Source organism: Pseudomonas gorinensis, from assembly GCF_042015035.1.
In the GTDB taxonomy this organism is placed as follows: Bacteria; Pseudomonadota; Gammaproteobacteria; order Pseudomonadales; family Pseudomonadaceae; genus Aquipseudomonas; species Aquipseudomonas gorinensis.
The window spans coordinates 1,166,471-1,191,043 of sequence record NZ_CP167125.1; the positions used below are offsets into that span (position 1 = coordinate 1,166,471).

At 58.9% G+C, this 24,573-nt stretch carries 19 protein-coding genes and 3 pseudogenes; 8 read left to right on the forward strand and 14 right to left on the reverse strand.

From position 1 onward, the window contains the following. Position 1: 1 nt before the first annotated feature. The 6 genes from AB7933_RS05160 to ssuD form a co-directional block, all read right to left on the reverse strand. Positions 2–781 carry a PhzF family phenazine biosynthesis protein gene (locus tag AB7933_RS05160; protein WP_024073241.1) on the reverse strand — a complete coding sequence of 260 codons (780 nt, stop codon included), beginning with the start codon at positions 779–781 and terminating at the stop codon, positions 2–4. Positions 782–974: 193 nt separating this feature from the next. Continuing rightward, positions 975–2,225, reverse strand: a complete 1,251-nt coding sequence (locus AB7933_RS05165) for an acyl-CoA dehydrogenase family protein (RefSeq protein WP_024073242.1) — start codon at positions 2,223–2,225, stop codon at positions 975–977. Positions 2,226–2,256: 31 nt separating this feature from the next. Further along, a complete protein-coding gene (locus AB7933_RS05170) occupies positions 2,257–3,684 on the reverse strand; it encodes an LLM class flavin-dependent oxidoreductase (RefSeq protein WP_024073243.1) in 1,428 nt (475 codons plus the stop codon). A 214-nt stretch (positions 3,685–3,898) separates the two neighbouring features. After that, the gene (locus tag AB7933_RS05175; protein ID WP_024073244.1) at positions 3,899–5,071 is read right to left on the reverse strand and encodes an acyl-CoA dehydrogenase family protein; all 1,173 of its coding nucleotides are present in this window, start codon (positions 5,069–5,071) and stop codon (positions 3,899–3,901) included. Positions 5,072–5,150: 79 nt separating this feature from the next. Next, the gene (locus tag AB7933_RS05180) at positions 5,151–5,996 is read right to left on the reverse strand and encodes an amidohydrolase family protein (protein WP_093235688.1); all 846 of its coding nucleotides are present in this window, start codon (positions 5,994–5,996) and stop codon (positions 5,151–5,153) included. After that, on the reverse strand, positions 5,993–7,138 hold the full coding sequence (gene ssuD, locus AB7933_RS05185; RefSeq protein ID WP_024073246.1) for an FMNH2-dependent alkanesulfonate monooxygenase: 1,146 nt from the start codon (positions 7,136–7,138) through the stop codon (positions 5,993–5,995). The genes AB7933_RS05180 and ssuD overlap by 4 nt, the downstream gene beginning before the upstream one ends. Positions 7,139–7,570: 432 nt before the next feature. Between ssuD and AB7933_RS05190 the strand changes: the two genes are divergently transcribed. From AB7933_RS05190 to AB7933_RS05220, 7 genes and pseudogenes are all read left to right on the forward strand, one after another. After that, positions 7,571–8,662, forward strand: coding sequence for an AMP-binding protein (locus AB7933_RS05190; protein ID WP_024073247.1), 1,092 nt, complete (start codon positions 7,571–7,573; stop codon positions 8,660–8,662). Positions 8,663–8,670: 8 nt separating this feature from the next. Continuing rightward, entirely contained in the window at positions 8,671–9,471 is an 801-nt protein-coding gene (locus tag AB7933_RS05195; protein ID WP_024073248.1) for an ABC transporter ATP-binding protein, read from the forward strand. A gap of 2 nt (positions 9,472–9,473) precedes the next feature. Next, complete coding sequence (locus AB7933_RS05200; RefSeq protein ID WP_024073249.1) at positions 9,474–10,355, forward strand: branched-chain amino acid ABC transporter permease; 882 nt, start codon at positions 9,474–9,476, stop codon at positions 10,353–10,355. A gap of 21 nt (positions 10,356–10,376) precedes the next feature. Next, positions 10,377–11,444 (forward strand): branched-chain amino acid ABC transporter permease, encoded by a 1,068-nt coding sequence (locus tag AB7933_RS05205; RefSeq protein WP_024073250.1) that lies wholly within the window; start codon positions 10,377–10,379, stop codon positions 11,442–11,444. Between the two features lie 49 nt (positions 11,445–11,493). Further along, positions 11,494–12,825 (forward strand): annotated as a pseudogene (locus tag AB7933_RS05210) (ABC transporter substrate-binding protein). 6 nt (positions 12,826–12,831) lie between these two features. After that, complete coding sequence (locus AB7933_RS05215; protein ID WP_024073252.1) at positions 12,832–13,599, forward strand: ABC transporter ATP-binding protein; 768 nt, start codon at positions 12,832–12,834, stop codon at positions 13,597–13,599. 262 nt (positions 13,600–13,861) lie between these two features. Continuing rightward, positions 13,862–15,214, forward strand: coding sequence for an OprD family porin (locus AB7933_RS05220; RefSeq protein ID WP_024073253.1), 1,353 nt, complete (start codon positions 13,862–13,864; stop codon positions 15,212–15,214). A gap of 284 nt (positions 15,215–15,498) precedes the next feature. Here AB7933_RS05220 and AB7933_RS05225 read toward each other — a convergent pair. The 8 genes and pseudogenes from AB7933_RS05225 to AB7933_RS05260 form a co-directional block, all read right to left on the reverse strand. Next, a pseudogene (locus AB7933_RS05225) lies at positions 15,499–16,206 on the reverse strand (PDC sensor domain-containing protein); the annotation flags it as partial. Positions 16,207–16,274: 68 nt separating this feature from the next. Next, entirely contained in the window at positions 16,275–17,318 is a 1,044-nt protein-coding gene (locus tag AB7933_RS05230) for a methyl-accepting chemotaxis protein (RefSeq protein ID WP_024073255.1), read from the reverse strand. A 744-nt stretch (positions 17,319–18,062) separates the two neighbouring features. Continuing rightward, positions 18,063–18,328 (reverse strand): annotated as a pseudogene (locus AB7933_RS05235) (Arm DNA-binding domain-containing protein); the annotation flags it as partial. A gap of 769 nt (positions 18,329–19,097) precedes the next feature. Beyond that, positions 19,098–20,120 carry a hypothetical protein gene (locus AB7933_RS05240; protein WP_024073257.1) on the reverse strand — a complete coding sequence of 341 codons (1,023 nt, stop codon included), beginning with the start codon at positions 20,118–20,120 and terminating at the stop codon, positions 19,098–19,100. A gap of 252 nt (positions 20,121–20,372) precedes the next feature. After that, a complete protein-coding gene (locus tag AB7933_RS05245) occupies positions 20,373–20,573 on the reverse strand; it encodes a hypothetical protein (RefSeq protein ID WP_024073258.1) in 201 nt (66 codons plus the stop codon). 676 nt (positions 20,574–21,249) lie between these two features. Then, on the reverse strand, positions 21,250–21,849 hold the full coding sequence (locus AB7933_RS05250) for a histidine phosphatase family protein (RefSeq protein WP_024073259.1): 600 nt from the start codon (positions 21,847–21,849) through the stop codon (positions 21,250–21,252). Between the two features lie 194 nt (positions 21,850–22,043). Further along, entirely contained in the window at positions 22,044–22,265 is a 222-nt protein-coding gene (locus AB7933_RS05255; RefSeq protein ID WP_024073260.1) for a hypothetical protein, read from the reverse strand. 396 nt (positions 22,266–22,661) lie between these two features. Beyond that, entirely contained in the window at positions 22,662–23,429 is a 768-nt protein-coding gene (locus AB7933_RS05260; protein WP_143036952.1) for a hypothetical protein, read from the reverse strand. Positions 23,430–23,988: 559 nt separating this feature from the next. Between AB7933_RS05260 and AB7933_RS05265 the strand changes: the two genes are divergently transcribed. Continuing rightward, complete coding sequence (locus tag AB7933_RS05265; protein WP_024073262.1) at positions 23,989–24,417, forward strand: hypothetical protein; 429 nt, start codon at positions 23,989–23,991, stop codon at positions 24,415–24,417. The last annotated feature ends 156 nt before the right edge of the window (positions 24,418–24,573 follow it).

Genomic DNA, 24,573 nt, shown 5'->3' on the forward strand with positions numbered 1-24,573 from the left:
TCTACAGGTAAATCGTGCCTTGCATATACAGCACCGCCTTGCCGGAAATGATCACCCGGTCGCCCTTGAGCGCACAACGCAACTGGCCCTTGCGTGTGCCGCCTTGCTCCGCCGTGAGGGTCGACTTGCCCAGGCGCTCGGCCCAGAACGGTGCCAGCGACGTGTGCGCCGAACCGGTGACCGGGTCTTCATTGACGCCCACGTTCGGCCCGAACCAACGAGAGATAAAATCAAATCGCGCGCTTTTGGCCGTCACTGCAATCCCACGCTTGGGCAGGCCCTTGAGTCGCGCAAAGTCTGGCGTGAGCGCGGCGACCTGGGCTTCGTCCTCCAGCAACACGATGTAGTCATCGGTGCCGAACACCTCGGCGCTTTCAATCCCCAGGGCGCTCAACATCCCGGCGGGCGGCTCACAGGGTTGCGGCGCTTTGGCAGGGAAATCCATCGCCAGTTCATCACCCTCGCGCGTGACCCGCAGCTCACCGCTGCGAGTGGCAAAACGCAGCACTTGAGGCGCATCCGGCAACTGGTGAATCAACACCCACGCCGCCGCGAGCGTGGCATGGCCGCACAGGTCCACTTCGACTTGCGGGGTGAACCAGCGCAACTCATAGAAGTCGCCACGGGGCACGAAGAACGCGGTTTCCGAGAGGTTGTTTTCGGCGGCAATGTTGTGCAGTTGCGCGTCGCTCAGCCATTCGGTCAGTGGGCACACCGCAGCGGGGTTGCCGCCGAAGGGGTGTTGGCTGAAGGCGTCGACTTGGTAGATGTCCAGTTTCACCGTGGTGTACTCCATGCGTGGTGGGAGGCTGGACACTAACAGCGGGCTCTGGGGAGCGTCAAAATACAGAAGGCGTGTTTTTTTGCGCGCATGCAAGCTGCAGGGAAGGGGGCGGCGGAGTTTTTTCTGTGTCTCAGAAAAAATGCCCCGACAGGCCGGGGCATTTTCAGGTCGCGGTTTACACAGTCCGGCGCTATTTCTGCGCGTGGTTTTGCTGGCCGCCACCGCCGATCTGCCACACGTAGGGCGGTTCGGTGCCATTGATCTCCCAGTCACCGATGATCCGCTCTTTATAGATCAATGGATTATGTGAGGCCGCTGTGCGCGCATTGCGCCAGTGTCGGTCGAGTTGCAGGCTCGTGCGTGCGGCGGATGCGCCAAGGGCGTTGAACAGGTCGCTGGTGGCGCGAAGCACCAGATCGGCAATCACCACTTGCGCTTGGGCCGACTCCAGCTCTGCCGCAATATTGGCCTCGCGTTCGGCTTGCGCATCCTTGGCGAAGTGCGCCACGTAGGCGCGTTGTGAGGCCTGTGCGGCGCGCAGGGTAGCCGCTTCGGCCGTGTAGACCTGCGCCGAGGCCTTGCCGACCACCTGCTGCACCTGCGCATCGTCACGCACCGCCGCGGCATTGCCATGGCTGAACACCCGGGTGCGAACACGTACCTGTTGGGCCACCTCTCGCACGGCCGCCTGCCCCGACCCGACCAGGACGGCCAGCAGGGTCAGTTGGTAAAACGCCGTTTGGTATTTAAAGCGCGTGGAGAAGTCGATCAGGTGGTCGTCTTCAACCACTGCGTTTTCAAACACGGAAGTGCCGCTGCCGGTGGTGCGCTGACCGAAGCCATCCCAATCGTCGCTTTGACGCACACCCGGTTGCTGCACGCGGACCGCCGCGATCACATCGGCACCGGTGTCGTCCCGTTGGGCGTACAGGTCGATCCAGTCGGCGAACAGGCTGCCGGTGCTGTAGAACTTGGTGCCGTTGGCGACCCATTGCTCGCCCTGGCGGCTGATGCGGGTAATCACCTGGCCGATCTTCACGTCGCCGACTTCGGTCCAGGCATTGCCGACCAGCTCCCCGGCCACAAACCGCCCGAACCAGGCGTTCTGCGGGCTGAATGCCTGGGCGTTGAGGCGGTCTTCGACAAACGCAAAATGCCCGCGCAGGGCTTGTGTCACGTTGGAGTCGGCAGCCGCCAGTTCAATCAACAGTTGGAACAGTTGCGGCAGCGAGGCGCCGGCCCCGCCGAATTCGACCGGGACACGCACGGCGCCGAACCCGGCTTGCTTGAGCCATTTGATCGGTTCGAACGGCAGTGTGCGAGTGCGTTCGCGCTCGACCGCGCCCTCGGCAATACGCGCAAAGATCGGCCGAAAACGCGCGGCGAGCGCTGCGTAATCCGTACCGACAGACAGTGTGTTCAGCGTGGCGAAACTGGACATGGAATGGCTTCCTCTTCAGCGCAGATAAGCGTCAAGTCAGGTCAGAGAATTTGGACGGTTTGGTGTGATCGGTGGCGTTGGCGCCGGTTTTGAATGCACCGCGATAACGTGCCGCCGGATGGTCATCGGCGGCATACGGCGAAGTGCCGTCGAGCAGGTTTTCGCGCAGGGTGTCGCCCTCATAGGAGGTGCGGACACGGCCCCGGCGTTGCAGCTCCGGAACGATGAACTCAACGAGGTCTTCGAACGTGCCCGGGGTGATCGCATAGGCCAGGTTGAAGCCGTCGATACCGCCGACGTCCACCCAGCGCTCCATCTCGTCGGCCACCGTTTTCGGGCCGCCCACCAACACCGGGCCTAGGCCGCCGATGCTGCGGTGTTTGATGATGTCGCGTGGCGTCCACTTGCGGTCGGGGTCGGCGGTGGCGAGCAGTTCCAGCACCGAGCGGATGCTGTCGTTGTCGATCGCCTCCAGGGGTTGGTCCGGGTCGTATTCGGAAAAGTCGATGCCGGTCCAGCCGCCATAAAACGACAACATGCCTTCGCCATTGGCATAGCTCAGGTAGTCGCGGTATTTGGCTTGCGCGGCTTCATCGCTTTCAGCGGTGATCACCGTCAACAGCGTGAACACCTTGACCGAATCACGGCTACGTCCCGCTTCCACGGCGCGGTTGCGGATGTCATCGGACACCTCGCGCGCCTGTTCTGCGGTGGCCGGGCTGATGAACACCCCTTCGGCGTGCTTGGCGGCAAAGGCGCGGCCACGGCTGGAGGCGCCGGCCTGGAAAATAACCGGGGTGCGCTGTGGCGACGGCTCGGACAAATGGATGCCCGGCACATCGTAGTATTTGCCCTTGTGACCGATCGGGTGGACTTTGCTCGGGTCGGTAAAGATCCCGCGCTCACGGTCACGCAGCACCGCGTCTTCATCCCAGGAGCCTTCCCACAGTTTGTAGGTCACGTCCAGAAACTCATCGGCGATGTCATAGCGTTCGTCGTGCGAGATCTGTTGCTTGAGGCCCAGGTTGACCGCCGCGCTGTTGAGGTACGAGGTCACCACGTTCCACGCCACGCGGCCCTTGGTCAGATGGTCGAGGGTCGAGAACTTTCGCGCCAGGGCGTAAGGCTGTTCATAGGTCAGCGCCGAGGTCACGCCAAAGCCCAAGTGCTTGGTGACGGTGGCCATGGCTGGCACTTGAAAGAAGGGATCGTTGACCGGCACCTGATCGGCGTCAAGCAAGGAGGTTTCCACCGAGCCGCGATAGATGTCATAGACGCCGACGACGTCAGCGATAAACACCGAGTCGAAATAGCCGCGCTCAAGCAGCTTGGCCAACTCCACCCAGTAATCAATGTCTTTGTATTTCCATGCCTGGCTGTCTGGGTGACGCCAGGTGCCCGCGGCCTGATGACTCACGCAGGTCATTTCAAACGCATTGAGGATTATGCGGGAAGCCATAGTCGATTAACTCCAGTTGTCTTGATTCATGGGGCACGCACGGCGGTCCAATCGTGGTTTAAAGGGGTGATTGCATAGTTCATGCCGAGTGCTAAAGGGCTGTAATACCTGGGTTTTTTCCGGCTTTTGGGCCGGGCGCCTATCACTGGGTAACACTTTGTTGTTTTGGTGAACGGTGGCGAACACCGACCCTGCCTGGCCGTGATCGCGAGCCTCAGGAATAGAAGCTCGGCGTTGGCGGTTTCTGCTTTAAGGCCCACTCGCCGAGTTCGCGGATGCGGTAGTCCACCGGGTCGTGCAAGGTTTGGGTCCGCAGGTTTCGCCAGTAGCGATCAAAGCGCCGCGAGGCATGGGTGGCGCGGGCGCCTGTCACCTCAAACAGCCTCGAACTCAGGTCCAGGGCCACCCGGGTGGCATGGACCTTGGCGCTGCCGATGGCCAGGGCCAGGTTCGCGCGCTCCTCGGCGCGCAGCTGTTCGCCGCGGTTCCAGGCGTTGTCGAACAACGCGTTGGCCCGTTCTGCCAGGGCGCGTACCGCCTCCAGGCCGACCCAGAACTCGCCGTAGTGGGCTAGCACATATGGGTCGTCGACCGCCCGGTCGACCTCGGACTTGAACCAGGCGCGTGCTTCGTGGGTGGTGTAGTGCTGCGCCTGCTCAAAGGCGCCTTCGGCAATGCCCAGGAACAGGTTGACGAACGTCAGTTGCGCCAACAGCGGCCGCAGCCCGGAAAACACCGTGCTCAGCGGGCCCGGGTCCAGCAGCAGTTCATCCTCGGCCACGCGCACGCGTTCGAAACGGGCGCTGCCGCTGTCGGTCTGGCGTTGGCCCATATTGTTCCAGTCGTTGAGCAGGGTAATGCCGACGCGGTCGGTAGGGATCGCGGCGATCAGCAGTTTGCCTGCGCCACTGTCCTCCAACGCCGAGGCAATCAGCCGGTCGGAGTCGCTGGCGCCGGAGCAAAAGCTCTTCATCCCGGAAAACTCCCGCCCGCCGTCGATACGCGTGGCCACGGTACGGGTGTCCAGCGGGTTGAGGGCGTTGCCCCAGAACCAGCGCTGGCGGACGGTTTGTTCCAGCCAGGGCTGCCACTGATCGGGCCGCGAGAACAGGCGCACAGTGGCCAGCATCAAGTGTTGGAAACCAAACACGTGGGCCATCGAACTGTCGACCTTGGCGAACTCGCGCACGATGTTCAGCGTGTCGCTCCAACTGGCGCCGAGGCCGCCGAATTCACGGGGAATACTCAGGGTCAACAGGCCGCTGTCGCGCAGGGCATCACGCTCGCGTTTCGGCGTGCCGCCGCGCTCGTCACGCTCGGCAGCCGTACTGGCCCAGTCGGCCGCCAGGCGGCGGGCGACGAGCACAGGATCGTTGGGGGTGGTCACAGGGGAACTCCTTGAAGTTGAAAACGGCGCCGGGCCGCCCCTGGATGACGGCCGGTCCCAGCGTGTAGCGCGAGGTGTTCTACAGCCCAAACAGCCGGGCGGCATTGCCGTAGAGGACGTTGTCGAGTACCTCGGGTTTGAAACCCAGGCGCAGGACATCCTCGATGGATTGACGAATCGGGCGGAACGGATAGGACGAGCCGAACAGCAACTGCTCTGCCAGAAAGCCGTTGGCCGCCTGCACGTAGGCGTCGCTGCCGGGCTGGAACAGGTACATGTCCGGCACCAGGTAGATGTTCGGGTAGCGAAACGCCACGCCCAGCGCTTGCTGCACGTTGGGCCAGTAGCCGTGGTAGCAGACGATCGACAGCTGCGGGAACGCCCGGGCGACCTTGGCCAGGTGTTCGGGGTTGTTGAAGGCGGGGTCCGGGGTGGTCGGCCCGCTCATCAGAAACAGCGGAATGCCGTGTGCCTGCAAATGCTCGTAGATCGGCCAGTACAACGGGTCATCCGGCCGCCTGGCCGGTTCGCCAAACCCTGGCTCCAGGTCGATCCCGGCCAGGCCCAGCGCCGAGATGGCGCGCTCGATCTCGCCCAGCGCGCCGTCGATACCCTGCAGCGCCGGGTCGATGCTGGCGATGCCGAGCAACTCAGTGTGGTCGCGCACGATGCTGTGAATCAGGTCGTTGGGCAGATGCTGGCCGGGCGTGTGCCGACCGACCACCACCGCCCGGCTCAACCCGGCGTCGCGCACTTCATCGAGAAACCCCTGGGGTGTGCGCGAGCGGGCGAAGTGCTCGTCGTCGCCATGCGTGCCCACCCGCCGGTTCAGCCAGCGGGCGGTGGCGGTCTCGGCGCTGCCTGGGGTGGCGCCGAAAAAATCGTGCAGGTACGCCGGGCGGCAGCGCATATCAATCACGTTCATGCCGTGGCCTCGTCCTTGACCGATGTGTGGCCGGCCCGCACGTCGAACGCGCCGCCGGTGAGTACTTGGTCGCGGACCGTGACAGGCTGTTTGCCCAACAGTGGGAACACCAGTTCGGCAAAGCGGAAAGCCTCTTCCAGGTGCGGGTAGCCGGACAGTACAAAGCGGTCTACGCCGAGGTCGGCATATTCCTGCAGGCGCTTGGCCACGGTCTGAGGGTCGCCCACCAGCGCCGTGCCGGCGCCTCCGCGCACGAGGCCGACACCGGCCCACAGGTTGGGCGAGACCTCGAGCTTGTCGCGCTGTCCACCATGCAGGGCGGCCATGCGGCGCTGACCTTCGGAGTCCATCTTGGCGTAATTATTTTGCGCGTCGGCGATGACATCGTCATCGAGGTGGCTGATCAGTTCTTCGGCCGCCGCCCAGGCCTGCTCGTTGGTTTCACGCACGATCACATGCAGGCGCACACCGAAATGCAGCGTGCGCCCATATTTTTTCGCGCGCTCGCGCACATCGGCGATTTTCGCGGCCACGGCCGCCGGCGGTTCACCCCAGGTCAGGTAGGCGTCGACCTGTTGGGCCGCCAGTTCATGGGCAGCAGGGGACGACCCGCCAAAATACAGGGGCGGGTGCGGTTGCTGTATGGGTTTGAAGAAGTTCTGCGCCCCTTCGACGCGCACATGCTTGCCGGTGAAATCCACCACCTCGCCACTGAGCAAGCGACGCCAAACGGTCAGGAACTCGCCAGCGGCTTCGTAGCGTTGGTCGTGGTCGAGGAAAATACCGTCGGCGGCCAACTCGGTGGCATCGCCGCCGGGTACGACGTTGAGCAGCAAGCGGCCGTTGCTGGCCTGGTCCAGTGTGGCCGCCTGACGGGCCGACGCCGTGGGGTTGCCCAGCGAGGTGCGCAGCGCCACCAGCAACTTCAGGCGATGGGTGACCGGTACCAGGCTGGCGGCGGTAATCCACGGGTCCAGGCAACTGCTGCCGGTGGGAATCAACACCCCGTCATAGCCCAGGCTCTCGGCGGCTACCGCGATTTGCTGCATGTATTTGTTGGTGGCCGGGCGGCCGCTGTCGGATCGGCCCAGATAACGGGTGTCGCCGGACGTGGGCAGAAACCAAAAGATATCAAGACTCATCAACACGCTCCTCGCTGCAAAAATAAGAAGCCCGCTGCCTTGGGTAAGGTAAGACGGCAGCAGGTTGTGCAACGCAGGGCCGGCACGGCTCTATAGAGGCGCTTGTTGGAACAAGTCTGTGGCTGTGGCCGATAGTTCCAAGAGAGCAAGCATCGTACCAATTTGTTAACTTATTGATTTATAAGGTAATGATTGGTTTTTGTGGGGCGATGACTGTCGCTGGAAGCGGGCAAGTGTTGAAACGCTGTTGCCCGGCAAACAGTTGTGCGCAAAGAGAGAAGTGTTCGCTGGGCAACAGGCTTTAAGCAGGCTGTGCCAAATCAATACATGATTGTTTCCGCAAAATGCATATAACTCGTTGATAAATAACAATTTAAATCTTGGCATGGAGACTGCAAAAGTGGCTGTATAGCACTCTGAAGGAGAGTCCCCATGGCCCAGACACTGCCGCTGGCGTTGTTACAGCAAGCCCAAACCCGAGGTTCGGCGGTAGCCCTGCGCTACAAGCGCCTGGGCATCTGGCACGCCCGCAGTTGGAGCGAGTTGGCGCAGGATGTTGGCCGTCTTGCGGCAGCGCTGCATCAGCGCGGGTTCGGTCGCCACGACGATTTACTGATCATCAGCCAGGCGCGTTCCGAAGCTTTGTTGCTGGCCCTGGCCGCGCAGTGGCTGGGCGGCAGTGTCACGTTGCTGGACCCCGAACGCGACAACCGCGCATTGCTGGCCCGCCTGCGACCGAGCTTCGTGCTGGCCGAAGCCCTGGATGCCGTGCAGCAGGTCCGGCATGCCGATCTTCCACCCCGTGTGCTGCTGTTCCTCGACGGGCGCGGCCTGAATGCCGGTGAAGGGAAGGGGTTGAGCGCTTACGCCGATTTGTTCTCTGGCGTGGCGGCGGAACCGCCGGTCTGCGCGACTGAGCCGGCGGCTATCGCCTTCGTGTTCCATGCCGATACGCACGGGCCTTCCCTACGGTTGAGCCATGCGCAGCTGCTGGGGGGCGCCCGCAAGCTGGTAGCGCGCGAGCACCTGAGCGGCGCCGAAGAAGCCTTGGCGGCCCGTGTGTTCGCCGCCAGCGGTCAGGCGCGTTACCTGCTGGCGCCCTGGCTCTGTGCCGGGTTCTGCCTGAATTTCCCGGAAGCCATGGCCACGCGCGACACCGACCGCCGTGAGTTGGGGCCAACCCTGGTGCTGGGCACGCGTGAGTCCTATGCCCGTCTGGAGCAGTGGGCGCGAGAGCGTCTGCCGTTACCCGGCACGCTCGGTCATCGGTTGTACCGCTGGGCGATGGTGCCGGACGCGCAGGCTTTCCGCCGCTGGCTCGGCTACTGGCTGATCCGCAGACCCTTGCTCGATGTGTTGGGCATGAGCCGCCTGCGCGTGCCGTTGCTGGTCGGGCCCGCGCTGAGCCAAGAGAGCGCCGCTTTTTTTGGTGCCCTGGGCATCCACCCGGGCAACTGGCAGGAACCTTCCGCCCGGCAGGAACCTGCCGATACCCGCATCCCCCTGATTTCTCAATCCGTCTGACGAGCCCCATGAGCGCAACCACTGAATCCGAATTACTGCGGCTCGATGACATCTCCCTGTCGTTCAAGGGGGTCAAGGCCATTACCTCCATCAGTTTCGCCGTGAAGGCCGGGGAAATCTGTGCATTGATCGGCCCCAACGGCGCGGGCAAAAGTTCGCTGCTCAATGTGATCAACGGCGTCTACCAGGCCCAGAGCGGCAGTGTCACCTATGCCGGACAGGCCCGGCGCCGTATGCGCCCGCACCAGGCCGCCGAGCGCGGTATTGCGCGGACCTTTCAAAACATCGCGCTGTTCAAGGGCATGAGCGTGCTCGACAACGTGCTGACCGGCCGCAACCTCAAGCTCCGCAGCAGTTGGATCGAGCAGGTGCTGCGCCTGGGCCGTGCGCCTCGCGAGGACGACGAGCAGCGCCGTCACGCGGAAAAAATCATCGAGTTCCTGCGCATCCACCCCTGGCGCCATGTGCTGGTGGGCAAGCTGCCTTACGGCTTGCAGAAACGTGTCGAACTGGCCCGCGCCCTGGCCGCTGAGCCGAGGTTGCTGCTGCTGGATGAACCCATGGCCGGCATGAACGCTGAAGAGAAGGACGAGATGAGCCAATTCATCCGCGACATCAACCGCGAGTTCGGCACCACCGTGGTGCTGATCGAACACGACATCGGGGTGGTCATGGGCTTGTGCGACCACGTGGTCGTGCTCGATTACGGCCGCAAGATCGGTGATGGCACGCCCGAGCAAGTGCGTGCCAATCCCGATGTGATCGCCGCTTACCTGGGCACGCGGCGTTCCCGTGCGGAGAGCCACTGAACATGCAATTTTTCTTCGAAGTGCTGATTGGCGGGCTGCTGGCGGGCGTCATGTACTCCCTGGTGGCAATTGGTTTTGTCCTGATCTACAAGGCTTCCGGCGTGTTCAATTTCGCCCAGGGGGCGATGGTGCTGTTCGCCGCGCTGACCTTTGTCAGCCTGCTCGAACGCGGCTTCCCGTTCGCGTGGGCGTTTGTCATCACGCTGGCGAGCATGGTGGTGCTGGCGTTGCTGATCGAAAAAATGGTGCTGCGGCCCCTGGTCAATCGAGCACCGATCATCCTGTTCATGGCCACGCTCGGGCTGTCCTACATGATCGAAGGTTTTGCGCAGTTTCTATGGGGGGCTCAAGTCCACGGTCTGGAATTGGGCATCGCCGATGAGCCGCTGGAAATCCGCGGCATGTTGCTCTCGCAATTCGACCTGTTTGCTGCCGGAACGGCGGCCACTTTGGTGATCGCCTTGTCGCTGCTGTTCAACCGGACCCGAGTCGGTTTGTCGCTGCGCGCGGTTGCCGATGATCCGTTGGCGTCCCTGGCCGTGGGCATCCGACTGCCACGCATCTGGGCGCTGGTGTGGGCGGTGGCAGGTTTTGTCGGGCTGGTGGCCGGGTTGCTCTGGGGCGCTCGTCTGGGGGTGCAGTTTTCCTTGTCATTGGTGGTGCTCAAGGCCTTGCCGGTGTTGATCATCGGCGGTTTTTCCTCCATCGGCGGGGCGATTGTCGGCGGGCTGATCATCGGTGCGGCGGAAAAAGTCGCGGAGATTTACCTCGGCCCGGTCATCGGCAGCGGCATCGAAAACTGGGTGCCTTACGTCCTCGCCTTGCTGTTTCTGTTGGTGCGGCCTGCCGGGTTGTTCGGCGAGCGGGCGATCGAACGGGTCTGATTTTTTTCAAGGAATGCCTTCATGCTTTATCGAGAAGCCGGTCAACTGAGCACCTCTTATGCGATGGAACGGCGCACGTTCCGCTTGCGCCAGGACCGCGTGGGCCTGTGGCTGCTCTTGGGGTTTGCCTTCATTGCGGTGCCCTGGCTGGGCAATGACTATTGGTTCAGCGCGATTCTGCTGCCGCTGCTGGTGTTGTCCCTGGCGGGCCTGGGGTTGAACCTGTTGACCGGTTATGCCGGGCAGCTGTCCCTCGGGTCGGCGGCGTTCATGGCGGTGGGTGCGTTCGCCGCCTACAACCTGCAATTGCGCGTGCCGGGTTTGCCGCTGCTGGTGAGTTTCGCGCTGGGTGGGGTGATCGCTGCGCTGGTGGCTGTGGTCTTCGGTTTGCCGAGCCTGCGGATCAAGGGCTTTTACCTGCTGGTGGCGACCCTGGCCGCGCAGTTCGTGGTGGAGTGGGTACTGACCCGGTTCAGTTGGTTTACCAACGACAACGCCTCCGGGGTCATCACCTCGCCACCGCTGCTCATCGCGGGGCTGGATTTCAGTTCGCCCCGTGGGCGTTATCTGTTGACCCTGGCGGTGGTCGTGGTGCTGTTCTGGCTGGGCAAAAACCTGGTGCGCAGCGAGTTGGGCCGCAACTGGATGGCTGTGCGCGACATGGACACCGCCGCCGCCGTGATCGGCATCCGCCTGTTCAAGGCCAAGCTGCTGGCGTTTGCCATCAGTGGCTTTTACCTCGGGGTTGCGGGTTCGCTGTGGGCGTTTGCCTACCTGGGCACGGTGGAGCCCCACGGCTTCGATCTCAGCCGCTCATTTCAAGTGCTCTTCATCATCATTATCGGCGGCCTGGGCAGTGTGCTCGGCAATGTCCTGGGCGCCGCTTTCATCGTGTTGTTCCCGATTCTGCTGGCCAACCTCTTCGGGCTGTTGCCCGGCGGGCTGATCGATTCCGGTCAGTTGGAAAACATCCAGAAAATGCTCTTTGGCGCGTTGATTATCGCTTTCCTGATCAAGGAACCCGAGGGCCTGGCCCGACTGTGGCAACGCTTTCGCCAACGGGCCCGGATCTGGCCGTTGCGTTACTGATTGTTCTCATCCCTGACCCCCCATCCTTCGTTCACGAGGAATTGCCTTCATGACTCACCGCACACCGCTGCGTCGCCTGCTATTAGGCTTGGCCTTGATCACCGCCGGGCTCAGTGCCGGCGCTCACGCCGACAACGAACAGTACTTCCCCTTGCAGAGCTATCGGGTCGGACCCTACGCCGCCGGTGGCACCGGCTTCTTCGGCGGCTTTATCGACTACCTGCAATACATCAACGCAAAGGGTGGGGTGAACGGCGTCAAGCTGACCTGGAGCGAGTGCGAAACGGAGTATGTGGTGGAGAAGGGCGTGGAATGCTACGAGCGCCTCAAGGGTGGCCTTAATGGTGCGCCGGCCGCCGCGACCAACCCGTTGTCGGTGGGCATTGCCTACGCGACGCTGGAACGTTCGACCGCCGACAAATTGCCACTGATCACCATCAACCACGGTCGCACCGACTCCACCGACGGTAGCGTGTTCCCTTACGTGTTCCCGCTGCAGCTCAACCCGTATTCGGAAGTCTCGGCAATCATCAACTACATCGGCACGCGCGAAGGCGGGGCCGACTAACTCAAAGGCAAGAAGATCGCCGTGCTTTACCACGGCTCGCCGTATGGCAAGGAAACCAATGGCGTCCTGGAAACCCTGGCGAAAAACGCCGGTTTCGAACTGACCCTGCTGGAAGTGCCGCACCCCGGCAACGAGCAGCAATCGCAGTGGCTCAATATCCGTCGCCTCAAGCCGGACTGGGTGATCCTGCGCGGTTGGGGGGTGATGAATCCGGTGGCGCTGAAGTCCGCGCAAAAGGTCGGTTACCCGGTGGATCACATCATCGGCAACATCTGGAGCAACTCGGAAGAGGACGTGGTGCCGGCAGGCGCGGCCGCCAAAGGCTTCATTTCCATCACTACCCACCCTTCCGGCACAGATTTCCCGGTGCTGCAGGGCATCAAGCAAAGCGTGGTGGACGCCGGCAAGGGCAACCTGGCCGATCCGAAGCGCTTCGGTACGGTGTACTACAACCTCGGTGTGGTGAACGGCATTCTCAACGTCGAAGCCGTGCGCCTTGCACAGGCAAAATACGGCGCCAAGCCATTGACCGGCGAGCAGGTGCGTTGGGGCTTCGAACACCTGAACCTCGACGATGCGCGCTTGCAGGCATTGGGCGCCAAGGGCCTGGTGCAGCCGTTGAAGTTGTCGTGCGCCGATCATGAAGGCGGCGGTGCGGTGCGCTTTCAGCAATGGGACGGCCAGCGTTGGAACCTGATCAGCGACTGGGTCCAGGCCGACCGTGCGTTGTTGCGGCCGATCATCGAGGCTTCCGCCGCCCAGTACGCCAAGGAAAAAGGCATCACCCCGCGCAATTGCAGCCAGGAGCAATAAGGTCCGATGAGCCAGAGCCTATACGCCACCCCGCCCTTGCTGAGCGTCGAGCAGGTCGTCGTTTTCTACGAACAGTCGATCCTCGCCTTGCGCGGCGTAACGCTAAAGGTCGGCAAGGGGCAGATGGTGGCGTTGCTCGGGGCGAATGGTGCGGGCAAAAGCACCACCCTCAAGGCCATCTCCAGCCTGGTGCGCGCAGAGCGCGGTGAAGTGACCGAGGGCCGGGTGGTTTACCAAGGGCAAGTGGTCACCGATAGCGACCCCGCCAACCTGGTGCTGTCGGGGTTGGCCCAGGTGCTTGAAGGGCGACATTGCTTCACCCACCTGACGGTCGAGCAGAACCTGCTGATCGGCGGCTTTTCCGGGCGACCGTCGCGCAAGGTATTGAACCAGCGTCTGGAGCGCATCTACGGCTACTTCCCCAGGTTACGCCTGCTGCGCAAACGCCTGGCGGGCCTGACCTCCGGTGGCGAGCAGCAAATGGTCGCCATCGGTCGCGCGCTGATGTCCGAGCCGTGCCTGTTGTTGTTGGACGAACCGTCCATGGGCCTGGCGCCCCAGGTGGTCGAAGAAATCTTCGAGATCCTTGCCCGGCTCAATCGCGATGAGGGGTTGAGCCTGCTGGTGGCCGAGCAGAACATCAACATCGCCCTGGATTACGCGCATTACGCGTTTGTGCTGGAGAACGGTTGGGTAGTGGATGAAGGTTCGGCAGCCGAACTGGCGACACGTAAGCAAATGCAGAACTATTACCTGGGCGCTGCGCAGGCTTAGGCGGTGTTGCGTGTTGAAAAAGGAAAGGCCATAAGCCTTTCCTTTTTTTGTTTGTGCGCCAGACAAGTTTAACGTGTGCCAAGTGTTTGCAGTGCAACACCGAGTTCACAAAGTGCGGATTAATACGCCCGAAAAATAGTCGTTAAGTTGGTCTAAATAATTGAAATATATGCTTTTATTGGATTGGCATGATTTTCGGATTGTTGCGAAAGGATCAGCATTTTTTGCATCCCTACCGCCTTAATAATTTGAAGAGAACATCATGCGTAAAGTGGCCGCTTTGTCTGCGTTTTTTGCCGTTACCACGCCCGGTTATTCATGGGCCGACAGTGATAAAAATGAAAATGGATTTATTGAAGATAGCCATTTGAACATTCTCAACCGGGATTTCTATTTCAGTCAGGACTTCCGAAATGGCAGCAGTGCAACCAACCCTCACACGGGCGCGCCCCAGAGTCGCCGGGCGGAATGGGCGCATGCGGTGATCGGGCGCTTTGAATCCGGCTTTACCCAGGGCCCCGTGGGGTTTGGGGTCGATGCTTACGGGCAGTTCGGGGTCAAGCTCGACGGCGGTGATGGCGTAGTGGGCAACGGTGTCGGCGGGCCGGGGTTGATTCCGCGTAAAGGCGACAATAACGGCGAGCCCAAGGATGAGTGGGGCAAGGCCGGCGGCGCCGTGAAGGTGCGAGCGTTCGATACGGTGGTCAAATACGGCGATGTATCCCCAACCAGCCCGGTACTCCATGCCGGTGATATCCGCCTGTTGCCGCAAACCCTGACCGGTCTGATCTTCGACAACACCTCCATCGCCGGCTTGAAAATTGAGGGCGGCAAACTGACGGCGTCCAGCGATCGCAGCGGCGTCAACCATAGCGGCGACCTGGGCACGGTCTACGGTGGTCGCTTGACCGGGGCGGATAATGTCCAGTACATCGGCGCGGATTATCGTTTCAACGACAACTGGAGTTTCAAGCTGCACACCAGCCGCCTGGATAACGTCTGGAACCAGTCCTTTGCCCGGGTCGACTTCAAGCAAAGGCTCACCCCCACCATCACGTGGGATACGGGGCTCAATTACTACCGCACCCGTGACAGTGGCGAGGCCTTGCTCGGGAAAATCGATAACGATAGCTGGAGTACTCACCTGGGGCTGAATGTCGGATTCAACCGTTTTCTGCTGGCATACGAGCAAGTGCGTGGTGACTCGCCGTTCGACTACGTGTGGAACACCTACGACCTGGAACTCGACAACGCCTCCCAATGGTCGGACTTCAACAACCCCAACGAACGCTCCTGGCAGGCCAGCTATACCTATGACTTCGCCGGGTTGGGTCTACCGGGGCTTAGCCTCACGGGCCGCTACCTGCGCGGTGACAACATTGATGGCACACGGGCAACGGGCGGCTACACGGCGTTCAATAGCGTCAGTGACGGCAAGCACTGGGAGCGCGATTTCTGGGCGAGCTACGTCGTTCAGAGCGGCCCGGCAAAGGACTTGAAGCTTCAGGTACTTCAAGCCACGCACCGTGTGGGAGGCGATTTCGGTAACTACGACTCCAACGTTGACGAGCTGCGGGTCATCGTCGAATACCCGTTGGATTTGCGCATGCTGTAACCGCGCCATCCATGCCTGCCACAGAGTGTAATGGCAGAAACAAGAAAGCCCGCACGAGGCGGGCTTCTTGGGGATTCATAGGCGGCTGTGAACGTCTATGGATCGGTGCTTGGAATAGGTCAGATGCGGAAACTGCCCACCAGATGCTTCAGCCGTGCCGCCTGCTGTTCAAGCGCTCGCCGACCAGGTTGGCGATTTCCATGCTGTCTTGGCTATGGCGCTGGCTGTCGCCCATGGTGCTGACCGAATCCCGCGCGCCGACTTGCCGCTCCTCGAGCATCTTTGGTGGCAATCACCGCCGAATATCGGCATTGGCTCAGCGTCGCGTAAGCCTTGTCTTTATCGATAGAGAGGCCGATGTACCCGTTGGCGGAAGGTAGCCCTTTGATTGGTGCGAAGGTCAGCAAGCGGGCTTGCCCGTTGAACTGGACCTCGGTCAGCTCGCCGGAAAGTTTCGGTGTGTGTGTACGGTACAAATCCGAAAGCGACTTCATGACCAGCGCTTTGTCCGGATGGACCAGTATCTTGCCCTGCTCGTTGATCAGGAACGCATACCCCATGCCGCCAAAGTTCAACGAGTTGATGAGTTCCACCAGGCCATCCAGCGCCAGATCGCCGCCGACCACACCGATGCTGCTGGAAACCTTACTGATGACACTAATGACCATCTTGTTGGTGGCCAGATCAATATAGGGCTCAGTCAGTATGGCGCCGCTGGCGTTCATACCGTCCTTGTACCAAGGGCGGGAGCGCGGGTCATAACCATCGGGCATCTTGGTGTTCGGACGAATACTGAAACTGCCGTCGACCTTGCCTAGGTAGTCGGTGAGAAAACTTGAGGTCACGACGCTCTCATCCATCAGCGTCTCGGCATTGGCAGGCTCCCTGGCAATGTTCTGCGCCAGATTCCTCACCAAATTAATCCGCCCCTCCAGCAGGTTGCGAATATTGGTGGAGGTAGAGTCACCCATTTCAGTCAAATAGTTTTCCAGGCTTAGAGATCTGCTAAGCGAGCTAGCGGTGCTCGTCCAGCGCGTTGGTAACGCTCAAGCGCTTTGGGTTACGCGTCAATCGAGGGCAAATGCTGTTCGATTACGCCTAGCCACCCCATACCCGGATATGTTTCAAAGCCTGGCGTTATCGAGTAGCCCTGAATGAGGTTTTTACTCAGGACGCTGTATCCGCTCGATTGGGTGGCTTTAGTCTTTAACTCGACGCTTTCGCCCAGATGATTCTGTGTATCTGAGCTAGCAATTATCCTGTGGTTGTCGTCGATTATCATCAATCGACTTCGCGGGCGTTCTTCCTCGCTCAAGCGAACTCCTTTTAGAACGGAATCGGCTTGATTTCTCCAGTCGAAAAAAATCCCGATAACGCCAATCACAGGCGTCTGTTTACCGGCCTTGCTGCGCACAGCAGCACTGAATGCGCAGGTTTGTGAGTCGTTCAGAAGCGGCTCGGCAGTTACTTGGCCAGCGAAATACTGATCACCTGAAGAGTGAAGCATTGCTCTTTTAAACCAAGGCTCGTTCGCGACATTGGCTCCGATGACTCTGCCAAAGGTCCCAGGTCGGCCCGACGCTATGATTCGTCCACTGCTGTCAGCGACCCAGATATCTAAGTACACGGTGTAACTGTCGAGAATGATGCCAAGGCGTTCGCTGGCATAGACGCAGCTTTCTGGTGAGCGATTGGTCAGCGCGTCTACCAACGATGCATCAGTTGCCCACCAGCGCACGTCGCATGTGCGCTCGTAAAGGTTTCGATCGATGATCTCGATCATGTTAAGCGACAGATCAGCCAATCGCTGACCCCGTACGTCAAAGCACATACCGCGACCGAGCGCTGTCAGTTCATTGACCGAAACCTGCAAGTCTTCGGTCAGCCCGCTGGCAATTTTCGAGATACGTTCGGAGATATTTTTGACTTCTTCGGCCACAACCGAGAACCCCATCCCGGCCTTGCCTGCATGCGCCGCCTCAATGAGTGCATTGATTGCCAGCAATCGAGTTTGGCGAGTGATTGCCTGTATATCACTGACACCACGATTCGCCAGAGACTCCACTTCCCGGGAAAGGGAGACGATCCGTTCGGGTTCGATCATTTTCTTTCTGCTTCTACCAGTTATTGATGGCGGCAGTGGGTTGCTTATCAATGAACGAAGAAAATACAAAACTGGGCTATAGCTGCCCTCTAATCGAATGAAGGTTGGGACCCCTCTCACAACAAGATCGGCTGATTTCATTGGGCCATTAGGTGAATCCGAAAAAATTAATCCAAATATTCAAGCCCCGGATCCCTCTTGGCTTGGGTCGTAAGGAATGGGGCACCCCTGAGCGCTGGCAAGAGCCTAGAGACTCAGCAGTTTGAATACGGCATTCTTGACGTGGTCAGTCCTAGGAGGGCAGGGCGGCCGTGCCGCATAGGGTTGACCCTGTGCGCATCAAGCGCCGAACCTAGACGGTTTCATTCAGAAAACTCAGTGCAGTGCAGGGAGTTGCTTCGGGTGGAGCAATCACATGAGCATCGTTCAGATCGGATAGATAGCTCTGGTTCTGGTTGTCAGTTGGGTTGCTACCCGTGAAATCCACTTGGTCTTGCACGGATCATCAGGAATATCATCAGCTAAGGGAAAAGACGATGAAGCTTAGTTTTTGGCAGTATATGAGGGGTTACGCAATTGGTATGGCAGCGTTTCACCTTTGGAAACTCTACCGAGGTGATCCTTTGCCAAATGTGCTGGCGAATTATGGAATTTCGCTTGTTCTCGGCGCGATTTTTTACGGGATCGGGACGGTTCTCATAGTGAAGCGCGACCAGTAAGGATGAATCGCTGCGCACCACCGGCCCTTGATTGGGATGCGTCTGCGCGTAGATCACCCGCTTTCTGCCGAGCGAAAGCGCCGCCCACTTCCGGGTAGCCGCCAAGACCAAGCCATGACCATTTGCCGTCCGGCTTCTTGTAGCGTAATTCCCAGGACTTTTGGCCGTTTGGCTTGACCCTGAAATACAGGCCTGGGCTGTCTAGTTCGCGGTATGCCCCGGCCTCAGGCTCCAGGCTGGAAAGTGTCGTGCCAGCGAGAGGGCGCGTCGCCTGATATCGGTGCGTTTCATCCTTGTATGTCTTCAGTTCAATTATTTGTGAAACATACACGTGGGCATAGGCGGAGGGGGATGATAGGGGGATAGAGGTGAACAGCCAGAAACAAGAAAGCCCGCACTAGGCGGGCTTCTTGAGGTGATTCATAGACTGCTGTAGACATCTATGGATCGGTACTTGGTGGTACACAGACATTTGAACCTATACTGTAAGTTGATGATTTTGTTGGATATTCATGTTTTTGTGTTTGTAAGGGATACACGGGGGGATACATGGCGCTGGCTGCTGGGGCGTTTTTGCCCGATTTATACTGGCTGAAATAGCCGCCGAGGCTCGTAGATACATCCCGACGAACGGTTGCCATTTTGATAAAACCACCGCAGATGCAAAGGCGGAGTCGTCAGCAGGCAACACCAGTACGTCGAGATATTCCGCTTTCGTATTTCGTCTTTCCGGTACCACTTCGTAATTGGCTCGCCAGCGACCACTACCTCATAGCAGGGTAGTGGTCGTAAGTCGGCGCAGGACTTCTCTTCGGCCAATCAATGGACAAAAAAACCCAGCAGGTAGCTGGGCTTTTTCTTCAGCAGGATCTACGCGGAAGCGACAGCTGCATAGGTAACAGCACCACCTCGAATCACAATCTTGTAATTCTGAGCTTTTTCTTCTCGAGGCGGAGATTCGTAAGACGATCGGGAAACCAACCGTCCACTTCGCTCATGATCCTGGGGGGCTGAGGGAGAACCTGCATGACTAGGCAGGCTGCCTGCGTTCATCAAGTCATCATAGATCATGGGAATACCCTGTATGGTTATGAGTGAGCTCTGGCTCGTTTAACATTTTGAAGCTTTCGCCACGACGAAGGACACCGATGTGGGTTCTTCCTCCGACGGTCGGTATGCCACTGCCGAAGCGTTGCATGCCTGATTGAGTGTTGACCAAGAGTTCCACGAACTCGATAGCGTACTGCGTGGAGAGGTCTTGAAACTGAATGTCCGTCTGAGCAACCTCCCAAGAGGGGGCGGCTTGCGTACCGGATACGTCCATTTCAAAACCTTCCGGAATATTGACGCCGCTCTGCGTCAAAGATTCCACCATGTCAGTCAAAGCTTTGGTCGTTGCGTCTTGAACTGTACGGTCAAACTGCTTCTGTACTGAATTTCTGACGCCATAGTCAACGCCAAGCAAAAGCCGTTCCACAAAGTCTGATTGTCCTGCCCACGTTGCGCCGCAATGATCTCCGTTTGGGAAGGTATCAACACAAGCAGGTGCTGCAACGTCTAATTTGAAAACTCTCCCAACGTGATCTGCTGAGCAGTGGCCAGCTACGATGAACTGTAGCGGCGGAAGGAAATTTCGCAAACTCGGATCTGTATTCGCGAAATCAACGTCCTCCTCCCATCGCGCTCGTATGAACGTGAGGAAAGCATTTGCCACTTCTTCGACCGTTGGAAAGGAAACTTGAGCGTCTCTGTTTTGGTAACAGAATCTCTTAGCCAGTTCCGCAACTGTTAAGCCACCTAATGTTGCCTTTCCCGCTGTCACAGCGGCGACAGAAAAACCGCTGTTGTCGTAAAGGGAAAACATTTTGCTTACGCCACCATATACGTTTGTGACGACGCTACGAACCTGCCCGACGGGGACCAGTCGCCGGCCTTCGCCATCTTTGAGCTCATTCCCATCAGCGTCTTTCGCGAATCCCATGCCGTTTCGCAGTGGAAAAGCAGCAGTTTCCACAACACTAGAAAGGCTATCACAGCCCAAAATTATCGCGTCACGAGTAGCGACGGCAATGTTAATAGTCAAATTTCAACGCTCCCTGTTTTTTTTCCCGGGCGCGAGTATGTCTGTGATGGCCAAATGCAACAAATGCTATTTCGCTATATCGTTGCTCAAAATTCGATCATTCAGCTTCGGTCGAATTTCATTTATGGGTTGGTTTTCGCAAATGAAGGCGCTGTTACCTGCGGCGGGATATTCCGTAATTAACCTGGTCTCCCGTTTCGGTATGGCAGGTACTTGAAAAACCACCGCGGCCGCGGCAGTTCCATTTTGCGCTTACAAGAGCATTTCCCTGATGACTCGCCTTGGCTCAATTCCCTGCGAAAGTGCGCGTCGGGCGTCCTTGGTGAGCTGATCGAGGGCTTGCTCCTCGAATGCCGCAGCCATTGCGCTGGCCTTCCTGACAATCAGTAGCGCCAGCTCCGGCGGAAACACCACCTTGTCGGCGGGTAGATAATCACAGTCAATAACGGACACGGCTCTATCCTCGGTGCGCGGTTGATGCTGGCGCCGGAATGAAGCGGGGCCAGCAGATGACATGCAGATGTTACCAGCGGAACGTGAGCAACTACCTGGAAACTGGGGGTTGGCCAAGCTGGCAAGTCGACCGGCTTCCGCTCCAGGGGGAGCAAATCGTTCACCACCTGCTCCGACCTGCTGTCAGGTCGCTGGAAACCCCGGAAAATACTTGACGAGCATCAAGCACCAGCATGCCACCTTTGATGCTGGAAGCGGCACATTGCTTGGGCTGCGGGCAATTGACTCTTGTTCTGTCGGCGAAAATCCGTCTAGGGCCTGTCTAGTATTGCCTGGCGCGCTAAGGATTTGTCTGGCCCGGTATTTCACCACCCCATCCCGGCTGGGTGGGCCTTGATATTGATCGAGCAGCTACCTTGACGGGTACTTCTAGAATTCTTGACGAGGCCGGTGCTGGCCAAGCTGCAAGAAAGCCCGCAAAGCCTTGACCCGCATGGCTTTCAGCGATCCATCTGCTGGTGGCGCCAGATAAATCCGTCAAGACCTGTCAAGAATTTCGTCAAGGCTCCGTCAAGGATGGTCAAGGGTTTCGGACGTGTCTCCTGATCATGGAATAAGCCCCAGGAATCGCCGTACAAGGTCAGGGGGCGGCCGAATTAATGGAGCACAGGCCCGCTCATTCATCTGGAATCTCTGATTCCCACGATTGCGGCGAGGCGCTCGGAGGCTGAAAATTTTCCAATGCCAGCACCGAGCCATTGGCGAGTTGCCACTGGTAGAAATCAGAGAAGTCCTGCCTGGCTAATGCCCTAATGGTCTTGGCAATAAAACCATGAGCGACTATTGCTACATTTTTCCCGGAATGCATTTCATGCAATTGCTGCAAGGTTGTGTGAACCCTGCTGACTACTTCGAAAATCGATTCCCCGCCGGTAGGTGCAAGTGCCCAGTGCCGAGTAACATTGAGACTCCATAGGTCCGGGTGACGCTCGCGTGCTTCGGCCTGGGTCAGTCCCTCGAAGACACCGACATTGCGCTCGCGCAGGCCTTGAAGTGTCTGAACCTGAAGCGCTCGGGAGTGATTAAGTATCTCGGCGGTCTGCTGTGCCCTCAATAGCGGCGAGACGGCCAGCACCGATAATTCTCTAGGCAACTGTGCGTCAAGCGTTTGGGCCTGCTTGCGGCCCCTCTCAGTCAACTCGGGATCAAGTGCGCCCAGATAGCGGCTTTCTATATTGGCCCATGTTTCGCCATGCCGGACTACATAAAGATTCATTCCTGAAGCTCCAAAATAGTAGAGCTCAAACCCTACCATGACATGGCGTAACTTCGAGTTGGCATCTCTCTGCTTCTGGACGAGGTAGATTCCGGCCGCCTACGCGATCTGCCTCCAGCCCATACTGGTTTTGGCTTCTGGGCCGAGTTGGATGAACTGCGGCCACTCCGGCCGTCCAGAGCCTGTCCAGAATCCTAGCCTGAGTCACGACTGCCCAGGCTGCCGGCGACGGTCAGCTCAGCAATGCCCTGGCGAATGAACACCAGGTTCTCGTCTAGCGTTTCCAGCGCGCCGCGCACGTTGTTGGCAATGTCTGCCGATCCGCGCTGCTCGACCCAGTTGGAAAGCTCCTCCACCGCGGCGCCCAAGGCGAGATGGTTCTGATTGAAGCGGTCGAACAGGTTGGTCTCCGTCATGGTGGTTCTCCTTGTTTCGAAAGAGCGTAGCACCGCCGCCGTGAATGCCTGGAATCACCTTTAGGTGGTTTGCGTCTGCCGGCGGCAAAGTACTCTGGCGATGTGATACGGGATTTCCCCGCATCTAATGCGTGAGCACCGCCCGCATGGGCTGCGGCGCGTTCTCAGACCGCCACGCTCGCCGAATTTGTCTCATGCCTGTCTCACATTCGCCAGCGATTCGGTAAAGGCCAGGTAAAAGTAGGCGGCCCGAAAGCGCCGTGTCCGTCTGGGGTCTGTCAGGGGTATCAGCGGCCACGGTGCGCTTGTTTGACGGACTGGCCACGCGATAAGCCTCAGACGCCCACCCGTCGTGGTTTTGGTCTGATGCCTGTCTCGCATTCCCTCAAAGCTTAGTCAAAGTGGAGAGCCAGGTTTTACGCGCATTGCGAAGCGCCGTGGGACCGTATGAATCTCCAAGGCCACACCCCATGCTTCCACCACCTCATCAGCGGAGAGCAGTCCGGTTGAGCTGACGCTTCCAGTCGCCTGGATCGTTATGTCCCCCAGCACAGCCATGTAGGCGGCGATGGTTTGTGGCAGAACTAGAAGACCGGAACCATGGCTGTCGTGAACCATGAGTTCGTCCCGGCCGAGTGAAACACTGTGGAGAAGTGCCCGATAAGTGCGATGGGTGAATTTGGACAGTTCCTGATAGAAGACTCTGCGTTCAGTAGCCGCTTCCACTCCGTCTAATGCTTCGATCAGTTTCCGGATTTCGCCATGAGAAATCGTGTCGTTCGCGTACCACTTCTTCAAAGCCAATTCGGCCTTTGGGGATTCCGCGTGCAAATAGCGCATCACGTCGATCGCTTCAACTGCGTCACGGAAGACTCGCGCAACTGGGCGGTGCCGTGTCTCCTTCAGTAAGGTCACGCAGTCTAGGAGTGATGCCAGCAAGTCCATGGTGATCAGCCAAGTCGCCTTTTGCAGCGACTGCTCGTCGCGATGGTATTTCAGTGTGTGCGGCCTGAGGCGTTTGATGATTTCGCGAAGCAGGGCACCGCATTCCCTGAGGAATTGCCGTTGGGCTTCGTGCTCATACGGGTTGTCATAGGCCTCTTGGGGATGTCGGCCCCAAACGATACTTGGCATTTTGTTCTCTCTGAAGGTTCCGATGTTCAATCATGGGAGTTTCCCCAGCTGGGGTAAACGTCTTGCACCAGACAGCCAGACAATATTCCGGCGGACGCTTAGGTTGCCAGTCAAAAGGCCTGCGTTTGGTGGAAACCTCAGTGGAAACCAGCGCCTGGCAGCCGTGAATTTTGATAACAGGCCGGCGGCCTGGTTCGCGTAAGAGGTTGCGAACCAGAAGTGCGAACCTCGGCGCGAACCTGCCTCAGGTGCGCACCCAGAATGCGTACCAACCGTGCGTACCGGTCTGCGTACTTGCTGTGCGCAATTTGCGCAGTTACTGCCCAACCAAGTAACAGGCGATGGTTTGCGTTAGATCATCTACATAGCGCCGGCCTTCAAGCGGCCCCAATTCATGGCTATACGGTTTGAAGCCTTCCGAGGAAGGCTTTGCAAATTGCCGCGCTCGGGACTTTTCTGATGGGGCACCGATCTGCTCCAGAACTCGCATCGTCAACTGGTAGCGTACTGTGCAGTTATATGCTCAATTGGAAGCAGGTCAGCACGGCATATCGCCATTGCGTACGAGCAAAATTTGCACGGAGCAGTCATGAGAATGAAGGTAGCCTTAGCGGGCTGTGTTTTAGCACTTTTGTCGTTTAGCGCATCTGCCTTAAATGTAGCGATGAGTGTGAGTTCTGACGGTGACGGAAAGCCAACTATCTCCGGGCAAACTAACCTGCCTGATGAGACTGAATTGATAGTTGGCATCCAGCTGGTTGGTGGAAAGTACTTCGCGCAATCTGAGGCAACCGTTAAGGGCGGCAAGTTTTCGGCCGGAAAATTCTCTGATGGTGACGCCGCCTTACCTCTAGGCCTTTACACCATCGAGGTGAGTGCAGGGATGGCGGCAGTTCAGCCGGAAAGCGTTCAGTCGGTTTTTGGTCATGAGGGTGAGAATCTCAAAGGGCGATATGTGAAAACCCTAGGTGTAGGTGGTTCCTACGTTAACTTCAGCACCAAGATGCAGTTGCCTTAGACCGCGTCAGTACCGGCTTGAATTCGAGATCAGTTGCACTTCGATCATTGGCGCCTACCTGGTTGTGTAGAGCGTTGGACCAATGCCAACCCGTGGATACCAGAGTGGATACCGCGCGATCTGGTCAGCGCCAGCGACTTAACAAAACGTAACCTT